This window comes from Mesorhizobium sp. C372A, from assembly GCF_030323245.1.
Taxonomy (GTDB): domain Bacteria; phylum Pseudomonadota; class Alphaproteobacteria; order Rhizobiales; family Rhizobiaceae; genus Mesorhizobium.
Window position 1 is genome coordinate 2,272,095 of the sequence record NZ_CP100475.1, and the last position, 21,406, is coordinate 2,293,500.

General features: G+C 63.0%; 19 protein-coding genes. 8 read left to right on the forward strand and 11 right to left on the reverse strand.

What is annotated here, in order from left to right:
- Position 1 precedes the first annotated feature (1 nt).
- From NLY42_RS10780 to NLY42_RS10790, 3 genes are read right to left on the reverse strand one after another with little or no spacing between them, the layout of a single operon-like run.
- A complete protein-coding gene (locus NLY42_RS10780) occupies positions 2–1,228 on the reverse strand; it encodes an aminomethyl transferase family protein (protein WP_023754156.1) in 1,227 nt (408 codons plus the stop codon).
- A 51-nt stretch (positions 1,229–1,279) separates the two neighbouring features.
- A complete protein-coding gene (locus tag NLY42_RS10785; protein ID WP_023756493.1) occupies positions 1,280–2,845 on the reverse strand; it encodes a phytoene desaturase family protein in 1,566 nt (521 codons plus the stop codon).
- A complete protein-coding gene (locus NLY42_RS10790; protein WP_023754157.1) occupies positions 2,832–4,451 on the reverse strand; it encodes a phytoene desaturase family protein in 1,620 nt (539 codons plus the stop codon). The genes NLY42_RS10785 and NLY42_RS10790 overlap by 14 nt, the downstream gene beginning before the upstream one ends.
- Before the next feature lie 201 nt (positions 4,452–4,652).
- On the opposite strand from NLY42_RS10790, the gene NLY42_RS10795 reads away from it, so the two are divergent.
- The 5 genes from NLY42_RS10795 (at position 4,653) to NLY42_RS10815 (ending at position 9,787) form a co-directional block, all read left to right on the forward strand.
- Entirely contained in the window at positions 4,653–5,453 is an 801-nt protein-coding gene (locus tag NLY42_RS10795) for a class I SAM-dependent methyltransferase (RefSeq protein ID WP_023754158.1), read from the forward strand.
- 27 nt (positions 5,454–5,480) lie between these two features.
- Entirely contained in the window at positions 5,481–6,161 is a 681-nt protein-coding gene (gene betI / locus NLY42_RS10800; RefSeq protein ID WP_023690120.1) for a transcriptional regulator BetI, read from the forward strand.
- A gap of 58 nt (positions 6,162–6,219) precedes the next feature.
- A complete protein-coding gene (locus tag NLY42_RS10805) occupies positions 6,220–7,302 on the forward strand; it encodes an ABC transporter substrate-binding protein (protein ID WP_023754159.1) in 1,083 nt (360 codons plus the stop codon).
- Between the two features lie 116 nt (positions 7,303–7,418).
- Positions 7,419–8,495, forward strand: a complete 1,077-nt coding sequence (locus NLY42_RS10810; RefSeq protein ID WP_023754160.1) for an extracellular solute-binding protein — start codon at positions 7,419–7,421, stop codon at positions 8,493–8,495.
- Complete coding sequence (locus tag NLY42_RS10815) at positions 8,492–9,787, forward strand: flavin monoamine oxidase family protein (RefSeq protein WP_023754161.1); 1,296 nt, start codon at positions 8,492–8,494, stop codon at positions 9,785–9,787. Before NLY42_RS10810 ends, NLY42_RS10815 begins: the two co-directional genes overlap by 4 nt.
- Positions 9,788–9,827: 40 nt before the next feature.
- On the opposite strand, the gene NLY42_RS10820 is transcribed toward NLY42_RS10815, so the two are convergent.
- From NLY42_RS10820 to NLY42_RS10830, 3 genes are all read right to left on the reverse strand, one after another.
- Positions 9,828–10,901, reverse strand: a complete 1,074-nt coding sequence (locus NLY42_RS10820) for an ABC transporter ATP-binding protein (protein WP_023754162.1) — start codon at positions 10,899–10,901, stop codon at positions 9,828–9,830.
- A gap of 91 nt (positions 10,902–10,992) precedes the next feature.
- A complete protein-coding gene (locus tag NLY42_RS10825; RefSeq protein ID WP_023754163.1) occupies positions 10,993–11,817 on the reverse strand; it encodes an ABC transporter permease in 825 nt (274 codons plus the stop codon).
- Positions 11,814–12,731: an ABC transporter permease gene (locus NLY42_RS10830; RefSeq protein ID WP_023701363.1), complete on the reverse strand. Its 918-nt coding sequence runs from the start codon at positions 12,729–12,731 to the stop codon at positions 11,814–11,816. Before NLY42_RS10830 ends, NLY42_RS10825 begins: the two co-directional genes overlap by 4 nt.
- Before the next feature lie 292 nt (positions 12,732–13,023).
- Between NLY42_RS10830 and NLY42_RS10835 the strand changes: the two genes are divergently transcribed.
- Positions 13,024–14,436: an aminotransferase gene (locus tag NLY42_RS10835; protein ID WP_023754164.1), complete on the forward strand. Its 1,413-nt coding sequence runs from the start codon at positions 13,024–13,026 to the stop codon at positions 14,434–14,436.
- A gap of 15 nt (positions 14,437–14,451) precedes the next feature.
- Here the strand turns inward: NLY42_RS10835 and NLY42_RS10840 are convergent, their stop codons facing one another.
- Positions 14,452–15,654, reverse strand: coding sequence for an aromatic ring-hydroxylating oxygenase subunit alpha (locus NLY42_RS10840; RefSeq protein ID WP_023751675.1), 1,203 nt, complete (start codon positions 15,652–15,654; stop codon positions 14,452–14,454).
- A gap of 504 nt (positions 15,655–16,158) precedes the next feature.
- Between NLY42_RS10840 and NLY42_RS10845 the strand changes: the two genes are divergently transcribed.
- The gene (locus tag NLY42_RS10845) at positions 16,159–16,539 is read left to right on the forward strand and encodes a hypothetical protein (RefSeq protein WP_023751676.1); all 381 of its coding nucleotides are present in this window, start codon (positions 16,159–16,161) and stop codon (positions 16,537–16,539) included.
- Positions 16,540–16,775: 236 nt separating this feature from the next.
- Here the strand turns inward: NLY42_RS10845 and NLY42_RS10850 are convergent, their stop codons facing one another.
- Positions 16,776–18,866 (reverse strand): hybrid sensor histidine kinase/response regulator, encoded by a 2,091-nt coding sequence (locus tag NLY42_RS10850; RefSeq protein WP_023754165.1) that lies wholly within the window; start codon positions 18,864–18,866, stop codon positions 16,776–16,778.
- A gap of 225 nt (positions 18,867–19,091) precedes the next feature.
- Positions 19,092–19,820 (reverse strand): response regulator transcription factor, encoded by a 729-nt coding sequence (locus tag NLY42_RS10855; protein ID WP_023701369.1) that lies wholly within the window; start codon positions 19,818–19,820, stop codon positions 19,092–19,094.
- Between the two features lie 94 nt (positions 19,821–19,914).
- Between NLY42_RS10855 and NLY42_RS10860 the strand changes: the two genes are divergently transcribed.
- Positions 19,915–20,619, forward strand: a complete 705-nt coding sequence (locus NLY42_RS10860; protein WP_023670063.1) for a response regulator transcription factor — start codon at positions 19,915–19,917, stop codon at positions 20,617–20,619.
- 71 nt (positions 20,620–20,690) lie between these two features.
- Here the strand turns inward: NLY42_RS10860 and NLY42_RS10865 are convergent, their stop codons facing one another.
- Both NLY42_RS10865 and NLY42_RS10870 read right to left on the reverse strand, forming a co-directional pair.
- The gene (locus NLY42_RS10865) at positions 20,691–20,861 is read right to left on the reverse strand and encodes a hypothetical protein (protein WP_023670062.1); all 171 of its coding nucleotides are present in this window, start codon (positions 20,859–20,861) and stop codon (positions 20,691–20,693) included.
- A gap of 33 nt (positions 20,862–20,894) precedes the next feature.
- Positions 20,895–21,227, reverse strand: coding sequence for a hypothetical protein (locus tag NLY42_RS10870; RefSeq protein WP_023670061.1), 333 nt, complete (start codon positions 21,225–21,227; stop codon positions 20,895–20,897).
- Positions 21,228–21,406: the final 179 nt, after the last annotated feature.

Here is a 21,406-nt window from a genome sequence, read left to right on the forward strand (position 1 = left end):
ATCAGAAATCCGCCGGCGGATTGGCGGTGCGGCGGTCGAGCTTGATGAAAGGACGGGCCACCACCTTGGCCCGCTTCATCAGCTTCTGGTACTGCAACTCGCGCATGGCGTAGATCTCGACCCAGAGGTCTTCCACCATCGTATCACCATAGGGACGCGTCAGCGAGGCGATGGCGATATTGCGCTTGGCCATCGGCGACCAGATGGCGGCGCTGACCAGCCCGACCTCCTGATGCTTCTTGTGGTAGACGATGGCGTGCTCGGCCGGGATGTTGCCTTCGATCTCCAGCCCGACCAGCATGTGGCGCAGCTTGCGTTTGGCGCGCGCTTCGAGCATGGCGCGGCGGCCATTGAAATGGCCTTTTCCCAAATCGACCATAAAGCCGAGACCGATCTCGTCCGGCATGCGCAGACGGTCGGCGCGAATGGCATGGTCTGCGGTGGTGAAGTCGGCATTGGCGACGATGAGGCCGGCTTCCAGCCGGGCGCGGTTGAGGGCGGCGTAGCCGATGGCGCGGATGCCGCGCAGTTCGCCTGCCGTCATCAGGCGGTCCCAGAGGCTGAGCGCTTTTTCGGCCGGCACGAACAGTTCGTAGCCGAGATCGCCGGTGAAGCCGGTGCGCGAGATGGTGATAGTGCCGCCATCGTGCGGGAACTCGGCGAGATCGAACACTTTGAGTTTTTCAACGCCGGCAAAGCCGGCCTCGCGCAGCACGGCGAAGGAGGTTGGGCCTTGCAGAGCGAGACCAGCGACGCTTTCAGTCTCTTCTTCGACGGTCACTTCGAAACCGATGGCGCTGTCGAGCAGCCAGGGCAGGTGCCGCTCCTGCGAACACAGGCGGAAGCGGGTCGGCGACAGCCGGAACAGCGTGCCGTCATCGAGGACAAAACCTTCGTCGTCGCACCATGCGGTGTAGTGGACGCGGCCCGGTTTCAGCTTGGTGACATCGCGCAGCGTGACGCGATCGAGGAAGGCTTCGGCATCCGGCCCCTCGATGCGGTATTTGGTCATCGGCGAGATGTCGAACAAAGCCGCCTGGCTGCGGATGGCGAAATATTCGAGTTCCTCGTCCCACAGCGAATGCGGCGCGCGATAGCCGGCCCAATTGTACCAGTCCTGAGTTTTGGCCACCGCATCGATGCGCGGCTGGAACGGCGTGCCGAGACGCAAGGTGCGGAAATGGCCCTGCGCTGTGGTGCGGGCGGCGTTGTTGATCGGACTCGTCATGACGACATTCCTTCGCCGTAGAGTGCGGCGTTGACTGGCTGAAACATCCGGTCATCCCTTCGTCGCTATGATGCGCCGCGCCGCATTAAAACCGGGAGCACCCGAAACGCCGCCGCCTGGATGCGAACCGGCGCCGGCCAGGAACAGCCCCTCGATCGGCGTGTCGTAGCCCGACCAGCCGGAGACCGGCCGCGACATCAGCATCTGGTCGGCCTGCAATTCGCCGTGGTGCCAGTGGCCGCCCGGCATGCGGTAGTTGGCTTCGATATCGGCTGGCGTCAAAAGCTCGGCATGCAGCACGGACTTGCCAATACCGGGGGCGTACGCTTCGAGCTGCGCCAAAACAGCCTTGAGGAATTTCGGCTTGCCGGCATCCCAACCCTCTTTCAGCGCATAAGGCGCGTATTGCACGATCGCCGATAGCACGCAGGCGCCACTTGGCGCGAGCGACGGGTCGGAGAGCGAGGGCAGTGTGATCTCCATCACCGGTTCGGCTGAGAACTCGCCATATTTTGACGGGTTGAAGGCGCGCTCGACATGGTCGGGCGAGGGCGCGATGACCAGACGGCCCTTGTGATTATCGGCGTCGACGCCGGAAAATTGCGGTTGCCGTTCGAGCGCCAGATGGAGCTTCGCCGCATCGCCCCTCATGCGGATGTTTTTTACCTTGCGCACGAAACCCGTGTCGATCTCGCGGGGGCCGACGAGATCGAGCATGGTGGTCGCCGGGTTGATGGCGGAGACGATCGTTCTGGCGTGCAGCACCTCGCCGCCGTCGAGGGTCACGCCGACGGCGCGGCCTTTCTCGACGACTATCCTGGCCACGGGCGCTGCCGTGCGGATGGTGACGCCGGCTTTCTCCGCCGCCGCGCGGATCGCGGCGACGACCGCACCCATGCCACCTTTCGGCAGCATCTGCGCGCCGGTTTTGCCGCCGGTCTCGCCGGCCAGCCGATAGTAGAGGCCGAGCAGGGAGGTCGGCGAGCGCGGACCGAGATGGCTGCCAAGCGTGGCGTCGAAGGCAAGCAGGCCCTTCAGCCTGATATCGGCAAGCTGTTCGTCGAGCAGGTCGGCGACGTTCATCAGGAGAACGCGCAGGAAGTCGCGCATGTCTTCCTTGCCGAGCTTTTTCAGCGCCACGGCCGTCTGGCCGAGCGCTGCGGTTTCAAGCAGCGACATGCCACCGAGATCGGGCGGGCGCCGCGACAGGAACGGTTTCAGGATGCCGGCATAGCGCAGAAGTTGCGCGCGCAATTCCTCCCAGGCCGCCTGCTCGGATGGAGTGGAGCCGGTCAGCACCTCGCCATAGGCGCCATGCAGGACAAGCGGCGGGCCGTCCTTCGCCAAGGCGACCGACGGCATGAAGTCTGTACGGGTGACCTGCAGCCCGTGTTTCTCCAGCTCCAATTTCTTCACCACGTCGGGGTGCAGGCGGTTCAGCACATGCGCGATCGAGGAGACCCGAAAACCCGGCGCAAACTCTCCGGTGCGCGCCGCGCCGCCGACATCGCCGGCCGCTTCCAGCACCAGCACCTTGCGGCCGGCTTTCGCCAGAGTGGCGGCAGCGACAAGGCCGTTGTGGCCACCGCCAATGATAATGGCATCAAATGACGTCATGGGCCGGGCTCATATGGGAGGTCGATTTGGCGAGGTCGCGCAGGATCTCGGCTGCCGCATTGCGGCCGGGTGCGCCCATGACGCCGCCGCCGGGATGGGTCGAGGAGCCGCACATATAGAGCCCGCCGACCGGCGAGCGGTATTGTGCGTAGCCCGGCACCGGCCGGTTGAACAGCAGCTGGTCGAAGGTCAGCTCGCCCTGGAAAATATTGCCTTCGGTCAGCCCAACCTCGGCCTCGATCTCGCGTGGCGTGCGCACCTCCATATGGACGATGCGGTCGCGGAAGCCTGGCGAGTATTCCGCGATCTGCGCAACCACGCTTTCAGCGAAACCGTCGCGGTCGGCATCGGTCCAGTCCTGGCCATTCACCTTGGGCGGCGCGTACTGCACGAAGCAACTCATAAAATGCTTGCCCGGCGGCGCCATGGTCGGGTCGAGCGTCGTTGGGATGACCATGTCGAGGAATGGGTCGGCCGACCAGCGACCGGCCTTCCAGTCGTCATAGGCGCGCTCCATGCGCTCCATGGAATCGGTGAAATGCATGTCGCCGCGATAAACGGGTGAATCCTTCGGCAGTGCCGGGAATTCCGGCAGAGAATCCAGCGCGATGTTGACCTTGCCGGAGGAGCCGCGGATCTTGAAGTTCCTGACCCGCCGCAGGAAAATGTCGGGCAGTTCCTTCTCCTCGACCAGTTTCAGGAATGTGCGTTTGACGTCGGCGTTGGAGACGACGAGCTTGCCGTAGACCTCCTCGCCGCCGGCCAGCACCACGCCCTTGGCCTTGCCTCGGCTCACCAGCACATGGTCGACCTCGGCGCCGGTGCGGATAGCGCCGCCGGACGCCTTGAATGAAGCGGCGAGCGCCTTGGTGACGGCGCCCATGCCGCCGCGCGCATAGCCCCAGGCGCCGACCGAGCCGTCGACCTCACCCATATAATGGTGCAGCAGCACGTAGGCTGTGCCGGGCGACATCGGCCCGAGCGCGGTACCGATAATGCCGGACAAAGCGAAGTTCGCCTTGATGACATCGGTCTCAAAATATTCGTCGAGGAATTCCGAGATCGACATGGTCCAGAAGCGCAGCGTCAGCGCCATTTCTTCTGATGACAGGCCGACGAATTTCTTGCCGAGATAGAGAAGCTCTCCGAGGTCGCGCGGCTTGAGACTGGCCGGGTCCGGTGCGGTGCGCATCAGCAGCGGCTGGATGAAACGGCACTGCCGCGTCACGTCGCGCGAATAGCGGTCATAGGCCTCCGCGTCGCGCCTGGAGAAGCGGGCGAATTCGCGCCGGTGCGCATCGTGGTCACGGTAGTTGGCGAGGTAGTCGCCGTCGCGGGTGAACACGGCGCCGCCTTCATAGGAAATAACCTGCAAGCCGAAACGCGGCAGTTCGAGGTCGCGCATGATCTCGGGGCGAAACAGCGAGCAGACATAGGAGCAGTTGGAGTAGAGGAAGCCCGGCGTCAGCTCGCGGCTGGTGGCGGCGCCGCCGACCCAGTCGTTCTTTTCCACCACCAGCACGTCGAGCCCGGCGCGTTGCAAATAGCAGGCGTTGACCAGGCCGTTGTGTCCGCCGCCGATGACGATCGCATCCCAAGCTTTCATTCGCGCCCAGCCTTCATGGTGCTCGACCCTTCATTTTCGCGTGATTTGTCGCCGAATGCGCGGAATTTGGCACGGCAGCGGCTATTCTGTCCAGCCATTCTGAATGAATGTTCAACAAATGATATTGCGTTTTCCTGTTAATACGCTACGCTTTGCCGGCATTCGAACCTGCGCAATTCGGCTGACGGGACTTAAGGTCTGATGATCGAAACGGCAGATGGCGAGCCGGAATATGACGACGCCGCGATCCGCTTCCTCGAGGCGCTGTGGGGCGAGGGCTATCTGTCGCCGGGCGGACCAGACGAGGTCGACCGGGTGGTCGAAGGGCTGTCGCTCAGGGGCAAGACGATCCTCGACATCGGCTGCGGCTCCGGCGGCATCGCGCTGCATCTGGTGGAGCGCCACGGTGCTGCTCATGCCACCGGCTTCGACATCGAGCGGCCGGTGATCGAGGCGGCCAGAAAGCATGCCGCTGCACGATGGCTTTCAGACCGCGCCAGCTTCGTCCAGGCGCCGCCGGGGCCGCTGCCTTTTGCCGACGCTTCGTTCGATGTCGTCTTCTCCAAGGATGCGCTGGTGCACGTGTCCGACAAGGACGCGCTGTTTGCGGAAATCTTCCGCGTGCTGAAGCCGGGCGGCGTCCTTGCCGCCTCCGACTGGCTGATCGGCCATGACGGCGAGCCGTCATCTGAGATGAAGGCCTATGTCGCGGCCGAAGGCCTGTCCTTCGCCATGGCCTCGCCGGCACGCTATGCGCAAGCGATGCGCAGCGCCGGCTTTGCCGATGTCACTGTGAAGGACCGCAATTCTTGGTACCGCGAGGTCGCACGCGGCGAGCTGGAAAGGCTGAAAGGCCCGCTCTACGAGACGGCGGCAGTCGCGGTCGGAGCGGCCTATGTCGACAAGAACATCAAGACCTGGGAAGCCATGCAGAAGGTGCTTGACAGTGGCGAGCACCGTCCCACTCATCTTCGCGGGTGGAAGCCGGCTGTGGTGGGATAGCCGGCAATGTGGAGCATGACGGCACCGATGAAAGCTGCAGCGCGCGAAGAGCGATCCTCCGACACGTCTGGAAAAACCGAGCCGGAAAAACGCGGCCGCAAGGCGTCGAAGGAGGTCAGGCAACAGCAGCTGATCGAAGCGACCATCGATTCGCTGGCCAAGCGCGGTTATTCGGAAACGACGATGGCCGATGTCGCTGACGGCGCCGGCCTGTCGCGCGGCATCGTCAACTTCCATTTCGAGAGCAAGGAGAAGCTACTCGTCGCCACGCTGGCCTATATGGCCGACGAATATGCGGCGCATTGGCGCGTCGCGCTGACCAAGGCCGGCGAGGATCCAGCCCGGCAGCTGCGGGCGCTGGTCGCCGCCGATTTCGACCGTTCGATCTGCAACAAGCGCAAGCTCGCGGCGTGGTGCGCGTTCTGGGGCGAGGCCAAGTCGCGGCCGACCTACCAGGCGCTGTGCGGCGCGCGCGACGCGGCCTACCAGAAGATCTTCATCGACCTCTGTGCCACGCTCAAGCAGGGCGGTGGTTATGGCTATGAGCCGCAGGTCATGGCGCTCGCGCTCAGCGCCATGCTGGAGGGCTTGTGGCTGCGGCTGATGATGGGCACCGAGGACGTCACCCGTGAGAGCGCGCTGCAGGCGGCAAACGAATTCCTGTCAGCCGCTTTTCCGAAACACTATCCGCCGGACAGCGGACGTTGACAACAACCGGCGGATCCAAGCCGGAGCGAACAATCAGAAACAAAGAGGATGGAACAGCATGAAAAGAACAACCCGACGCCTGACACTGACATTGGCGCTGACGGCGACGCTGGCTGGTTCGGCCGCGGCGATTGCGGTCGCCGCCGACAAGGACCTGATCGTGTTCGACTGGTCGGGCTATGAGGACCCGAGCTTCCACCCCAAATATGTCGAGAAGAACGGCGACTCGCCGACCTTCGCCTTCTTCGGCGACGAGGACGAAGCCTTCGAGAAAGTGCGCTCCGGTTTCAAGGCCGATCTTGGCCATCCCTGCTCGCAGAGCGTGACAAAGTGGCGTGAGGCGGGGCTGCTGCAGCCGCTCGACACCTCGAAGATCACCGGCTGGAAGGATCTCAATCCCGGCATCATGGCGATGAAGGATCTGGCCACCACTTCGGACGGCAAGGCCTGGTTCATGCCGTGGGACTGGGGCAACACCCAGCTCACCTACAACTCCGACAAGATCGACGCGAAGGATGTGCAGTCGCTGAAGGCCTTCTCCGATCCCAAGTTCAAGGGGCGGGTCTCAATCGGCGACAATGTCGACGACGCCTATGCGCTGGCCAGCCTTGCCATCGGGCTCAAGGACTGGACCAAGATGACGGACGACCAGTTCAAGCAGGCGTCCGATTTCCTGCGCCAAGTGCACAAGAATGTCCGCTCCTACTGGACCGATACCACCGACGTCGTGCAGTTGCTGAGCGGCGGCGAGGTCGATCTCGTCTGGGCATGGAACGATGCCACGGTACAATCCGTCGCTGCCGGTGTGCCGATCAAGTCCAAGAAGGATACGGACGAAGGCATCTCGACCTGGGTCTGCGGCTACGTGCTGTTCAAGGACGCACCCGGCAATGTCGACAAGGCCTATGACTACCTCAACGCGATCAACGATCCCGAGACCGCCAAGGTGCTGGTCAAGGACTGGGGTTATGGCCAGGCCAACGCCAAGGGCATGGCCGGCGTCGACCCGGCGATCCTGAAAGAAAAGGGCTATGACGACGTGCAGAAATTCGTCGACAAGACCCTGTTCCAATCGCCCGTGCCGTCGTCGCTCAAGCTCAAGATGATCACCGAATTCGAGAAGATCAAGGCAGGCTACTAAAGCTCTGTCCGGCCTCCTCCGTCTGCCTGTCAGTGCGCCGGGCAGACGGTCTCGCCAAGGCCGCTGAAATTCCGTAACGTCGCCCGGCCGCTTTTCGCGATGAGGAGTTTCGCGCCATGAATTCCATGCTTCGCCGCCTCGCCCTTGCCGCTGCTCTTACAGTCGGCGCCGGCGCCGTGCTTGCTTATGCCGAAGGCGGCGGCGACCTCGTCGTGTTCGACTGGTCAGGCTATGAAGATCCGTTGCTGCACCCCGACTACACCGCCAAATACGGCGCCGAGCCGACCTTTGCTTTCTTCGGCGACGAGGAGGAAGCGTTCCAGAAGATGCGCGCCGGCTTCAAGGCCGACATCGCCCACCCCTGCTCGCAAAGCGTGACCAAGTGGCGCGCGGCCGGCATTCTGCAACCGCTCGACACCTCGCGGATCGCCGGCTGGAAGGATCTCAATCCCGGCATCATGGCGATGAAGGATCTCGCCGTCACCGCCGACGGCAAGGCCTGGTTCATGCCGTTCGACTGGGGCAACACTTCGCTGCTCTACCGCACCGACAAGGTCACCGCGGAGGAAGCGCAGTCGCTGAAGATTTTCGCCGATCCCAAATTCAAGGGCCGCGTCACCATCGGCGACAATGTCGATGACGCCTATGCGCTGGCCAGCCTGGTCATCGGCCTCAAGGACTGGACCAAGATGACCGACGCGCAGTTCCAGGAGGCGTCCGCCTTCCTGCGTGACGTCCACAAGAACATCCGCTTTTACTGGACCGACGACACCGACCTCAACCAGGCCTTTACCGGCAATGAGGTCGACCTCGTCTGGGGCTGGAATGAGACCTTCGTGACGCTCAAGGGCCAAGGCATGCCGATCGCCATGAACCGCGACACCAGGGAAGGCATATCCACCTGGGTGTGCGGCTATGTGCTGATGAAGGATGCGCCGGGCAAGCTCGATCAGGCCTATGATTTCCTCAGTGCGGTCAACGCGCATGCCGTGTCCGATTACTTGGTCAAGACCTTCGGCTACGGCCAGGGCAACAGCGCCGGGATGGCCGCGATCGACCATCAGGTGCTGAGCGACCGTGGCTTCGACAATCTCGACAAGTTCTTGGACAGGACGCTGTTCCAGCAGCCGGTGCCGCCTGAGCTCAAGCAGCGCATGGTCACGGAATTCGAGAAGATCAAGGCCGGCTATTGAGCGACAGGACTGAAAGAACCGATGTCGTCATCGTCGGCGCCGGTTTCACCGGCCTGTCGGCTGCGCTTGAGCTGAGAAAGGCCGGCATCGATGTCGTGCTGCTCGAAGCACGCGACCGCGTCGGCGGCAGGGTCGAGGCTATTCGCAACGGGCTTGGCGAGCGCATCGACAGCGGCGGCCAGTTTTTCTGCGAAGACATGCCGGAGGTGACGGCGCTGGCCGCGTCCCGTGGCAAGGCCTTCGTCGAAACCTATGTGAATGGCGATTTCATCACCCATCCATCGCTGTCGGTCGAAGAGGCCGAACGGACCTATCATGGCGCGATCGCAATCCGCGAGCGGATGAATGCGATCGAGCCGGACGATCCCTCGATCGCCGGCATGAGCGCTGCCGCCTGGCTCGAACGCCAGCCTGATCCCACTGACGCCAAGACGGCTTTCCGCTCGATGATCGAAGGCCTGTGGTGTCTGGCGATGGACAAGGTGCCGCTGTGGTACCTCATCGACAATGACCGCCGCATCACCAACGAGGTGCCCGAGCTGCAATATTCGCTGCTCGAAACCATGCAGTCGCTGGCCGAGGACATGGCGGGAGATCTCGGCGACAGGGTTTGGCTGAACGAGCCGGTTACGCGCATCGAGCACGGGCCGCAAGGGGTTCGTGCCGTCTCGGCAGGCAGCGCCATCGAAGCGCGAAGAGTGCTGGTCGCGCTGCCGCCGGCGAGGGCCGCGAAGCTGGATTTCGCGCCCGCTCTGCCGCCAGCTCTCGCAAAGGCGCTGGGCGTCTGGGAAAGCGGTGCGGTGATCAAGATCCTGGTGCGCTATCCCACGCCGTTCTGGCGCGAGCGCGACCTGTGCGGCATGGTGATGTGGCGCGACCTGCCGGGCCTGTTCGCCTGTGACGCCAGCAAGGATGCGCAACATGCCGCGCTGGTCGTCTTCGTCGGCGGACCACTGGCGTTGCGTTGGCGTCCGCTCGCGGACGCGGCGCTGCGCGCGGAGGTCACGGCAAGGCTCGTTGATGCCCTTGGCCCGGAGGCGGCCGGCATTATCGATTTCAGCCAGCGCGACTGGATCGATGACCGCTGGAGCGGCGGCGCCTACAGCGACCTAATTGTCGATGTGACGGCACGGGATGCCGAGCGCACGATCCGTGCCGGCGCTGCCCCGGTTCATTTAGCATCGTCGGAACTGTCGCCGTCATTCCCGGGCTATGTCGAAGGCGCCATCGTGATGGGGCGGATCGCAGCCAAACAGATCGCGACGGAACTTAAAATTCTTAGTGGAGCATGATCTTATTCCGAAAACCGGTTTCCACTTTTCGGGATCATGCTCAGTCCGCCATCGCCACCAAGGCCTCCGGATCGCAGCCGAGGCGGATCGAAGTGCCGACGGGGATATCGTCGGCGCCGAAGTCGTTGGTCTCGGTGACCGACAGTGGCTTTTCCAATCCGGGTATCTCGACGATGAGATGGGTGATCTCGCCAAAATAGTGGCGTTCGACCACCTTGCCGGCCACTTCGAATTTCGCCGTCGCGTTGTCCCACAGCACGCGCAATCGCTCCGGCCTGATGCCCAGCGTGGTGCCGCCGCCATTGCGCACGAAGGCCTTCGGCTTGTCGGTCCTGACCCGGCCGAAGCCCAGCGTGTCGACGACCAGCGAGGCGCTGCTCTCCTCGACGATCTGCGCTTTTACGAAATTCATGCCGCCGAGGAAATCGGCGACCTGGCGGTTGACCGGCCGCTGGTAGATTTCCTTGGGCGAGGCGACTTGGGCGATCTTGCCGCCGAACATTACGGCGATGCGGTCGGACATAGCGAGCGCCTCATACTGGTCATGGGTGACCAGCACGAAGGTGATGCCGACCGCCTGCTGCAGGCGGCGCAGTTCGACCTGCATCTGCTCGCGCAATTTCTTGTCGAGAGCCGACAGCGGCTCGTCGAGCAGCAGCACCTTGGGCCGCATCACCAAGGCGCGGGCGAGCGCCACGCGCTGGCGCTGGCCGCCGGAAAGCTCGGTGGCGAGGCGTTTGCCGAGGCCGGTGAGCGACACCTGCGCCAGCGCTTCCTCGACGCGGCGCTTTTCTTCCGTTCCTCCCAGCCTGAGCCGTTTCAGCCCATAGGCGACATTCTGCTCGACATTGAGATGCGGGAAGATGGCATAACTCTGGAATACCATGTTAGTCGGCCGGCGGTTGGCGGGGATGCCTTCCATCGACTGGCCGCCGACCGAGATCGAGCCGCTGGTCGGGTTGTCGAAACCGGCAATCATGCGCAGCAGCGTGGTCTTGCCGCAGCCGGAAGGGCCGAGCAGCGAAAAGAACTCGCCCTCCTTGATGGTCAGCGAGGTGTCGTCGAGCGCCTTGAACGCCCCATAGCTGCGGGTAACGCTGCGGATTTCGATCATTGCTCGGTCGGTTTGGGGTCGATCAGATTGGGCCCGCTCGGACTTATCTTGCTTGGATGGCTCATCCTGAGGCCGTTCGGCCCGGGACTGCTCAGGCATAGAGGCCTCCCTCGCTCTGGGTGCGTCTGGCCGCATGGCGGCGCAGGATCTCGGCAACGGTCATCAAAACGAAAGAGGCAACCAGCAGCAGCGTGCCCAGCGCCAACACACCCGGCAGCTTGGCGGCAAAGCGCAACTGGCCCCAGATATAGATCGGCAGCGTCGTCTCGGTGCCGGTCAGGAAGAAAGCGATGACGAACTCGTCGAGCGAGATGGTGAAGCAGACCAGGAGGCTGGAAATGATCGCCGGCGCCACCATCGGCAGCGTCACCCGCCGGAAGGTGCCGAAGGCACTCTCGCCGAGATCGGCGGAGGCTTCTTCGAGGCTGCGGTCGAAGCCCTCGAAACCGGCGGTCAGCACCGTCATCGAATAGGGAATGCAGATCAGGACATGGCCGAGTACGACGGTGAACAGCGAAAGGGTTAAGCCCAGTTGCAGCATGACCAGCAGCATGGAGATGGCGAGGATGATTTCCGGCAGCACCAGCGGCGCCATGATCAGGCCATTGATTGTGCGGCGGCCGGGATAGCGGTAGCGGGTGATCGAGCGGGCGGCGAGGATGCCGAGCAGCGTCGCCAGCACCGATGCCGAGATACCGACGATCAGGCTGTTCCAGGCGGCGTCAAGCAGCGCCGGCGTCTTCGGCAGGTCTTGGTACCATTTCAGCGTATAGCCGGTGAGAGGAAATTTTGGCGTCGGCGCGGTGTTGATCGAGAAGATCGGCAGGAAGATCACCGGCAGATAGAGAAAGACGACGTAGAGGAAGGCGTAGGCGGACAGCCAGCCGCCGGGAAAAAGGCGCCGCCTCGCCGTCATCGCGCCAGCCTCTGCAGCGCGCGGATGATGAGCACGGTGGCGCCCGCCATCAGCGTCACGACCAGCATGGTGGTCACGGACAATGCCGCGCCGAGTGGCCAGTTGGAGGCCTTATGGAACTGCGACTCGATGGCATTGGCGATCATCACGCCATCCTTGCCGCCGACCAGCCTTGGGGTGACGTAGTCGCCGACGGTGGGGATCATGACGATGAGAGCGGCCGAGATGACGCCCGGCGCCGACAGCGGCAGCGTCACGCGCAGGAAGGAGCGCAGCGGGCCGTCGCCAAGATCGGTGGCAGCCTCGACCAAGGTGCGGTCGACCTTCTCGAGCGAAACGAAGATCGGCAGGATGGCGAAGGCCGCCCAGGCGTGTGTGAGCGTGATGATGACGGCGCTGGAATTGTAGAGTAGCGCGGTCGATGGTTCGTCGATGATGCCGAGGCCCATCAGGCCGGAATTCAGCACGCCATTATAGCCGAGGATGACTTTCCATGACATCACGCGCAGGAGATAGCTGGTCCAGAACGGGATGGTAATCAGGAACAGCCACAGGCTCTTGTGGCGACCGCCATGGAACGAGATGAAATAGGCGATCGGATAGGCGAGGATGACGGTGAAAAAGCTCACCGTCAGCGAAATGTAGAGCGAGCGCCAGAGCAGATCGCGATAGATCGGCTCGGTCAGCGCGATGCGATAATTCTCCAGCGTGAATGTGTGGTCGATGGTGAGGTAGTTCTGCGTCCAGAAGGAGTGGGCGAAGACCACCAGGATCGGCACCAGCAGCAGGATCAAAGCGTAGACCAAGGTCGGGCTGATCAGGGCAAGGCCCTGGACGGATTCGGACTGCAGAAGGGCGTTTCGCCTTGCTCGCGTCATACGCCGCGTGGGCACCCCTTCGGCAGCTACCGTCATTGCAGCGACCCGGGCGTGATCTCGGTTGCTGGCTCGAACTGTTCCGCCATGATGCTCCCATTGACCGGGCCGGCTGCCTGTTCCCAATTTTTGCGGAGCGCGCTTTGCTGGTTGCGCTCCAAGCTTGCCGGCTTTCTTTCAGCATGAGCGCATCCGTGCATTGAAATCAAGCGCTACTTCTGTAATATTGATTGAACGGACATTCAAAATGAAGTGAAGAATGCCGGCTTTCCTGCCCTTGGCGCTTCGCTTTCTGTCCGGTGAAATTACGCTCAGACGATGCGAGGCAATGATGGCGGCTGCAAGAGACCTAAGAGCGATGGAAATGGCTGACGGTGGCGATGCGGTCGAGCTGGCCAAGCGCCATCTCATCCAGCCCTGGCCTTATGCCGGCTCGGTCGGCAATGAAGCGCGTGCGCTGATCGGCGAGGGCGATGGCATCTACATCACCGATGTAACAGGCAAGCGACTGATCGACGGGCCGGCCGGCATGTGGTGCATCAATGTCGGCCACCGCCGCGAGGAGCTGGCCAGGGTGATGTACGACCAGGCGATGATGCTGTCCTACAACACGCCCTGGTATACGATGAATGCGCCGTCGGCCGAGCTCGCCAAGCGCCTCGCCGATCATGCGCCGGGCGATCTCAGCCATACCTTCTTCACCACCGGCGGATCTTCGGCTGTCGAGACGGCGCTGCGCTTCATGCAGTTCTACAACAATGTGCGCGGGCGGCCGGAAAAGAAGCTGATCCTCAGCCGCGGCGGCGCCTATCACGGCTCGACCTATCTGTCGGCCTCGCTCAACGGGCGGCCGCGCGACCGCGACTGGATGGACGGCGCCGACGATCTGGTCGTCAAACTGTCCTCGCCAGACCCGTTCCGGCGGCCGAAAGGCATTGACGTCGCCGCCTTCTGCGATTTCCTGGTCGATCAGTTTCGCGATGCGGTCGCCCGCGTCGGCGCAGAGAAGATCGGTGCTTTCGTCGGCGAACCGGTGCAGGCATCCGGCGGCGTCGTCGTGCCGCCGGATGGCTATCTCAAGCGCATTCGCGAAATCTGCAGGGACAACGATATCCTCTATATCTCCGATGAGGTGGTGACCGGCTTCGGGCGGCTCGGCCATGTCTTTGCCTCCGGCGATGGCTTCGGCATCAACCCCGACATGATCACCTTCGCCAAGGGCGTTACATCAGGCTATTTCCCGCTTGGCGGCGTCATCATCTCGGAGCGGCTGCTTCAGGAAATGCGCCGTTCCAACCATCCCGATGCGATGTTCGGCCATGGCCTGACCTATACCAGTCATCCCATCGGCTGCGCGGTGGCGCTGAAGAACCTCGATATCCTGGAAGACAGCGTGCTGGCCCACACGCGCGATGTCGCGCCCTATTTCCAGGCGCAGTTGAAGACGCTGGAGGAACTGCCGCTGGTTGGCGAAGTCCGCGGCATGGGCCTGATGGGCTGCGTCGAGTGCGTAGCCGACCGCGAAAGCAAGGATCCGCTGCAGCTCGACAAGGATGTCGGCAAGCGCATCGACGCGCATTGCCACGAACTCGGCCTCCTGGTCCGGCCGCTGATCAACATGTGCGTGATGTCGCCGCCGCTGATCATCACGCGAGAGCAGATCGACGACATGGTGGCGATCCTGCGCGAAGGCATTTCGCGGACCATGGATGATCTGCGCAAAGAGGGCGTGTGGCAGGGGTGACTGGCAGTTCAGCCCCTACACCTGCGAGCGCATAGCCTCATTGAGGTTCCACATGTCCTTCTCCTCCGGCGCCGTCTCCAGGCCCAGCACCGGGATCTGCTTGCGCAGATGGTCGTGGTGGGTGCGCACACCGTATTCGAGGTCGGAGAGATAAAAACCCTCGAAGGCCTCCGAGATCATGGACTCGTTCGACCACACGGAAAGCTGCACGTCCTCGTTCATGGTGTCCCGGTCGATGCGGTAGGCGAGATAGCGGGCGGCCGCCTGTTCCCGGGTCTCGTCGGGGTAGCGGTAGATGGCGCCGCGCAGCAGCGTCTCGCCGGTCGACAGCGGGAACTCCTGATAGAACTGCACCGATTCCGGCATGATCGACAGCGCGTTGTTGGGGAAGATGCCGTAATAGATCCAGGCCCTGCGCAGATGCTCCGGCAGGTGTGAGGCATCGGGCGTGAGCTTGATGTATTCGCGCACGCTCCAGCGCCGGCCGGCATGCGGACTGTAGGTGGCGAAGGAGCGCGACACGCCGTTGATGAACGGCTCGTCGAAATAGGTCGAGCCGTAGAGATCCTGCAGCGCCGGATGCGCCATGGCGACGTGGTAGCCTTCATTGTCGACGTCGCGCACCGACTTCCAGTTGACCGGCGTCTTCTGTGTCCAGATGCCCCAGGACGGCACCATCTCGGCCACGTTGTAGTGTGCCATCTCGGCCTCGATCGGCTTCAACAGTTCGGCCACCGAAGGCTGCGGGCCGCCCTTGCGAAAGCGGACAAAGATGAAGCCCATCCATATCTCAAGGTCGAGCGGCATCAGGCCGAATTCGGTCTTGTCGAGCTCGGGGAAGGAGCGCGGCCGGGCGGCGCCGCGCAGCGTGCCGTCGAGATTGTAGACCCAGCCATGGAACGGGCAGACCAGCGCGTTCTTGCAGGTGCCCTGGCTGTCGGCGACGACGCGGCTGCCGCGATGCCGGCACATGTTGTTGAAGGCGCGCACGACGCCGTCCTTGCCGCGCACGATGAGCGCCCGCTCGCCGACCACGTCCATAGTCAGATAGTCGCCGGCATTCGGCACGTCGCAGACATGGCCGGCGATCTGCCAATGGTTGCGGAAGACGTATTCCTTCTCAAGTTCGAGAAGCGCGTCGGAGTGATAACTCCAGCCCGGCAGACCCCGCCGGTCCCAATCATTGGGGATCGCCACGTCACGGAGATGCGGGTTCATAAAAAAGCTCTTCTTTTATTGAATACTCATTCAATAAAACCATATTTTACATTGAAATGCAATGGTTTGTAGAAATCTCAACTTTTCAAGTCGGCACAACAGGACCAGCTGAAAGCCAGAAAATCCCGGAATATCCGGGCGTTAACCGGGGGGCGTGAAATAGTTGTCCGGCATGCGGATTTGGCCGTGCCGAGCTTGCAAACACGGCCCGCTCCGAGACGAAAATACCTGGCGTCCGCAAATTCGATCCGCAGTGTGAGCTTGTTCATAGTGCGGCCGACAGGAAGCGGGCTTGGTGCGTTCGCGGCCCGCCTGTCGTCAACATTTGATTGCCCGCATGAAACAGCTTCGCAAACGCATCTTGCCGTCGGCACATGACCGGATCTGTCCGGATATGCCCGAATTTCTTGTTTCAAACCTGTTACGCGGGCAAGCCAAGCGCATCATTCGCCCGTTACCAGGCGCGCTTAGGTTCGTTTCATAAGAAAACGAAGGGGAGCAGCAATGCATACGAAAGTCGAGATCACTAGCAACGAACGACGCGCCAAACCGGCACTGCGTCAGCGCGCCAGCGACCATCCGGTTGCGATGTTCTCCATGCTGGGCGCCTGCGCTCTGGCCGTCATGTTCCTGACACCGGCTTCCGGTCCGGCCTTCGCTTCGCTCAACCCGCCGGCCAATGTCGTCCAGGGCGCGCCGACCACCATCAAGACCGCCCGGCTGCCGGAGCCGGAAATCGATTTTGCCTGCCAGGGCCAAGCCTGGGGCGCCGAGAGCGCGGAGTGCCTGCGCGTCATCGCCGCCCAGTCCGGCGTGCACAAGGCGCGTGCCGTCCGCATGATCGCCAACGCAGCGCCGCTGACCACGACACCCAACGTTTTCTGAACCTCCCGAGCGCTTCCTCCCGCGCTCGTTCTTGGCTCCCGCCGCTTCCCTCGGTCGGGAGCCTCTTTTTTAGGGCCTATCGACATTCGGGTGAGGCCGGCCTGCGCATGGAGGTTCCCTGCGCTTCCGGTGCTCGCGTACTTCAAGTACGCTCCGCTCCGGTTCTCGGGAACCACCATTCTCGACTCCGCCTGACCCGAATCTCGATAGACCCCTACGTGGGTGCTTCGGAAAACTTAGCCGGCGGCGGCGACCTGGTCGGCTATTGCCGAGAGTACGCCGCGGACGTCCAGCGTCGAGAACGGCTTTTCCAGGATTTGCGGGCGCTGCGGCGCCGGCAAGGCTTCGATCTCGGCCTTGGCGCCGATCAGGTCGCCGGTGACCAGCACGAAGCGTTTGGCGAGCGCCAGGTTGTCGGCGAGCAATTCGCGGTAGATGGCAATGCCGCTGGTGCCGGGCATGCGCAAGTCGGAAAAGACGATGTCTGGCGGCATGTGGCCGGTCAAGGTCGCCGCCGCCGACGTCCAGGCCGGCACAACCCGCGACTTGATACCCATCAGTTCCAGGATGTCGGAGAGGGAGCCGGCGACGTCGGGTTCGTCGTCGATGATCAGCGCATGGCGCAAGCCGCTGGAACGAGCCGGGCTGTCGCCGGCTGCTGCCGCGCCGCCGGTGATTACCGGCAGCTGGACGACGAAGCGCGCGCCGCGCGGCGGCACCTCCTCGAACCAGATATTGCCGTTGTGGCGCTCGACGATCGATTTCGAGATCGACAGGCCGATGCCGGTGCCGACGCCGACCGGCTTGGTGGTGAAATAGGATTCGAAGATGCGGCTGCGGATCGCCTCGGGAATGCCCGGTCCGTTGTCCTCGACCGAAAACCCGGGGTTGCCGCGATCGCTGCGGAATGTCCGCACCTTGATCAGGCGGTCGCCGCCGATACCGGCCAGAGCGTGTTGGCTGTTGATCAGGAAATTGGCGGCCACCTGCGTGACGTGGTCGGCATCGGCCATCGCCAGCAGCGGGCCGGGCGCGAAATCGGTGTCGATGATGATGCCGCTCGAGCGTGCGCCATAGGCGGTCACTTCGAGTGCGGCGCGGATCACCTGGTTGAGATCGGTCTCGGCCTGCGCCGCCGGATGCAGGCGCACCATCGACAGGAAGCTTTTGACGATGCGGCCGCAGCGCTCGGCAGCGGCGCGCACTTTCTCGGCGCGAACCTTGGTCTGCGGGTCGGTGGCGAATTCATGCAGCAGCGTCGACTGAGCAACGACCACGGCGAGCGGGTTGTTGAGCTCGTGCGAAACACCGGCCAGCAACGAACCCATTGCCGCCATCTTCTCGTTCTGGTGCAGTTTTTCGCGCTGGCGGTTGATCTCTTCTTCGGCGCGCAGCTTATCGCGCAGGTCGCGGATCGAACCGAAGATGAGCTGACGGTCGGCCACCCGCATCTCGGTCGCCGTCAATTCGATGGGAAACACCTCGCCGGCCGCATTCTGTGTCACGGTCTCAAGCCGCTGGCCAACCATCGGCGCGCCGCGGCCAGACATGTATTCGGCGCCCGAGACATAGCCCTTGCGGTAATATTCCGGCACCACGGTATCGAGCAGGTCCTTGCCGAGGATGTCGCTGCGCTGATAGCCGAACATCTTTTCGGCGGCCGGATTGAATTCGATGATCGAGCCGGTCTCGTCGATGACGATGATGGCGTCGAGCGACGCCTGCAGCATGGTGCGGCGGATGACTTCGCTGGCATGGGCGTCGGACGGCGAGTGCTCGATGGCGTCGCCGATGGCGAGCGCGATGATGTGCATCGTCGCCTCTTCCTCTTCGGTCCATTCGCGCTCGTTTAGGCAGTCATTGACCGCGAACGTGCCCCACAGATGACCGTGCGCGAACACCGATACCGACAGGAACGACTTGATGTGCTGCTTTTCGAAATCGGCCCTGAGGAACCCGTCGAGATCGCGCGTATGGCCGGCGAAGATCTTGCCTTGCCGCTCGTCCTCTCCAATCCGCTCCAGCAGCGGATCGGTATCGACGATCGACTGCATGATCACCGTCGGCGAAGCCAGTTCGCCGCCGAAGCGAGGATCGATCCAGTAGGCGGCGACCGATTGGGCGAAGCCCTGGCCGGGCAATTCGCGCAGCCTGAACAGGATGCCGCGCTGGCAATTCATGGCGCTGCAGAGCGTTTCGAGGATGGTTTCCATCTCGCGCTGCCAGTCGCCGGCATCGCGCAACCGGCGGACGACTCGCACAGCCGTCATCGCGGCGCTCTGGCGAGCGCCTTGCGGGTCCATGCGTGGTGCTGGTTCAGCGGTCATGTCAGCCATCAGTAAAGGGCCGTCGGATTAGGCAGCTATGGAGCATTTCACGAAAAAGGTGAAACGCTCCATGTTTCAATGCAATCCCGAACGGAAAATCGCTACGCACTGTTCCTGGAATTGCTAGAGCGTTTCACCGTTTCACGGAAACGGAGAAGCGCTCTATCTCTTTGTTTTTACGCAATTCCGGGCGGAAAAACCGCGTACACTTTTCCTGTAATTGCTCTAGTGCCCGTCACCGGTCGGCAGCGAGAAGATATAGCCTTCGCCGCGCACTGTGCGCAAAAATTTCGGATTGGCCGGATCGGTTTCGATCTTCTTGCGCAGCCGCATGATGCGAATGTCGACGGCGCGCGACGATTCAGGATCCTCAACAAAACCAATCGCCTCGGAGATCGCCGATCGCGTCAACAGCCGGTTGGCGCGGGTCAGGAAAACCTCCAGCACATCGAACTCGCTCTTGGCCATGTCGATGACGGCGCCGTTGGCGCCGGTGACAAGCCTGCCGTCGAGGTCGGCCTGGAACGGGCCGAAGGTCAGGCGGCGGCCGCCATCGGCTTGTGTCTTCGCCGCCTGGGGCGGGCTCGGCTGCGGAACGCGGCGCAGCACGCTGCGCACACGAGCCAGCACCTCACGCAACTCGTAGGGCTTGACGATGTAGTCGTCGGCGCCAAGCTCCAGCCCGACAATGCGGTCGAGTGCGGTGCCGGCAGCCGTGGCATAGATGATGCCGACCGGTATTTTCGAGCGCAGCCAGCGGCCGAGCGACAGTCCGTCCTCGCCCGGCATGGCGATGTCGAGAATGGCCAAATGAAACGGTTCCGTCTCCAGCAAGGCGCGCGCCTCGGCCGCGCTTCCGGCCTGGGTCACATCGTAGCCGTTGGCGCCGAGATACTCGGCGACCGCGTCCCGGAGATCGGGCTCGTCCTCGACGATGACAATCCGTGCCCGCACTATGGCCTCGCTCCCGCTTTCAGCGGAAAGTAGATTGGGTATAAACATGATGTCCAGCACTCATATCCGGTTGCGGGGGAACGGGAAGAAAAACATGGCTGCACGATCCGTCATCGCGCTGGTTTCCGTCGCCGATGTGGTGGCCGGCGATCTTGCCGATCATCTCGACCGGCGCGGCCATGACGTGCGCGAGGCGCGGCAGCCCTGGGAAGCTGAATCCCTGCTTTCGGCCGGAGGCATCGATATCGTCATCGTCGGCGACAGCCTCAGCCAGGCGGAAGGGCGGGACCTGCTCAGGCGTTATGGCGGCGGCCAGAGCGCGGACGGGAAGGCGGGGCCGGATTTCATCCTGATCTGCCGGCCGGCCGATCTGGTCGACAAGGTGCTGGCGCTCGAGCTTGGCGCCGCAGATGTCGTCGAAAGTCCGCTCAATGTCAGGGAGCTTGCCGCGCGCATCGGCGGCCTGCTGACGCGGCGCGGCAGGTCCGCCCAGGAACTGATCGTGCTGGAAAATGCCACCGTCGATTTGCGGTCGGCCATCGTCATGCACCGTTCGGGTACGGAAGAACAGCTGTCGCCGGGCCAGGTGGCGCTGCTCAGGCTGTTTCTGGCCAGCCCGCGCAAGGTGCTGACGCGCGACGACATCATTGCGGCGGCGCCCGCCGAAAATGCCGATGCCTTCGACCGCTCGATCGATTCGCGCATCGTGCGGCTGCGCCGCAAGCTCGACACCGAAACCATCACAACTATACGCGGCGCAGGCTACCGGTTCGACCCGCCGACGCAGCGCGCCGACTGAGGGTCGGGAGGCTGGATTGTTCCTCGGCTCGCCCAAAAAAGCTGCGCAATCTCGGGCGCCATGCATAGGCGTCAGCGCACCACCAGAAGCGATGGTCCCGACGGCAATTCGCTGGCGACTACGATTTCGCTGGCGGCATGCGCGCGGTCCTTCAGGAGAACCGTGGCGAGACCGGCAAAGCCGAGCAGGCCTTGTGCATAGAGCAGTACCGAAAGCACGGAGGCTGCAGATTTCGTCTTCATCGGTTGTCCCCAAAAATCAGAACCGCGGGTGCTTCAGGATAAACCCGAAGTGCCCGCGTCGCCCACGGAGCCCCCCGTTGCGACGCGGGCCTTCGGTCCTCTCGGCAGCAAGTTGCCGGAGGGGCCGCGCATCCACTTCAACCCGAGGCCGACCCGCCAGAGGGCCCTGAGACGGTTGATGCGCAGACTGGAGACAATCCAGACCAAGGCTATGAACAGCGCGGCATGCAGCGTCGAAATCTCACCCGAATTCATCACCGCCAGTTTCGTCATCGGGGTGCCGGCTACTGTGCCGATGCCGCCGACGACAAATGCGGCGATGCTTATCCTGAAGAGCCAGGACAGGGTGGTCGATTTGATGCTCATTTTCGTTGGCGCCGGCTGTTCTCGTTGGGATGACTGTGCCGCGAGCCTGTAACCAGATCATGCCGCCCAGGCCGCGCTTTGTTGCAAGTCGGTTTCGAGCGAAGCCGATCTTCTTTCATATAAGGACATCAGCACTTTCGTTTGGGGGGCGCGGTGCGTGATCGGGAGTGCGCAGCGAC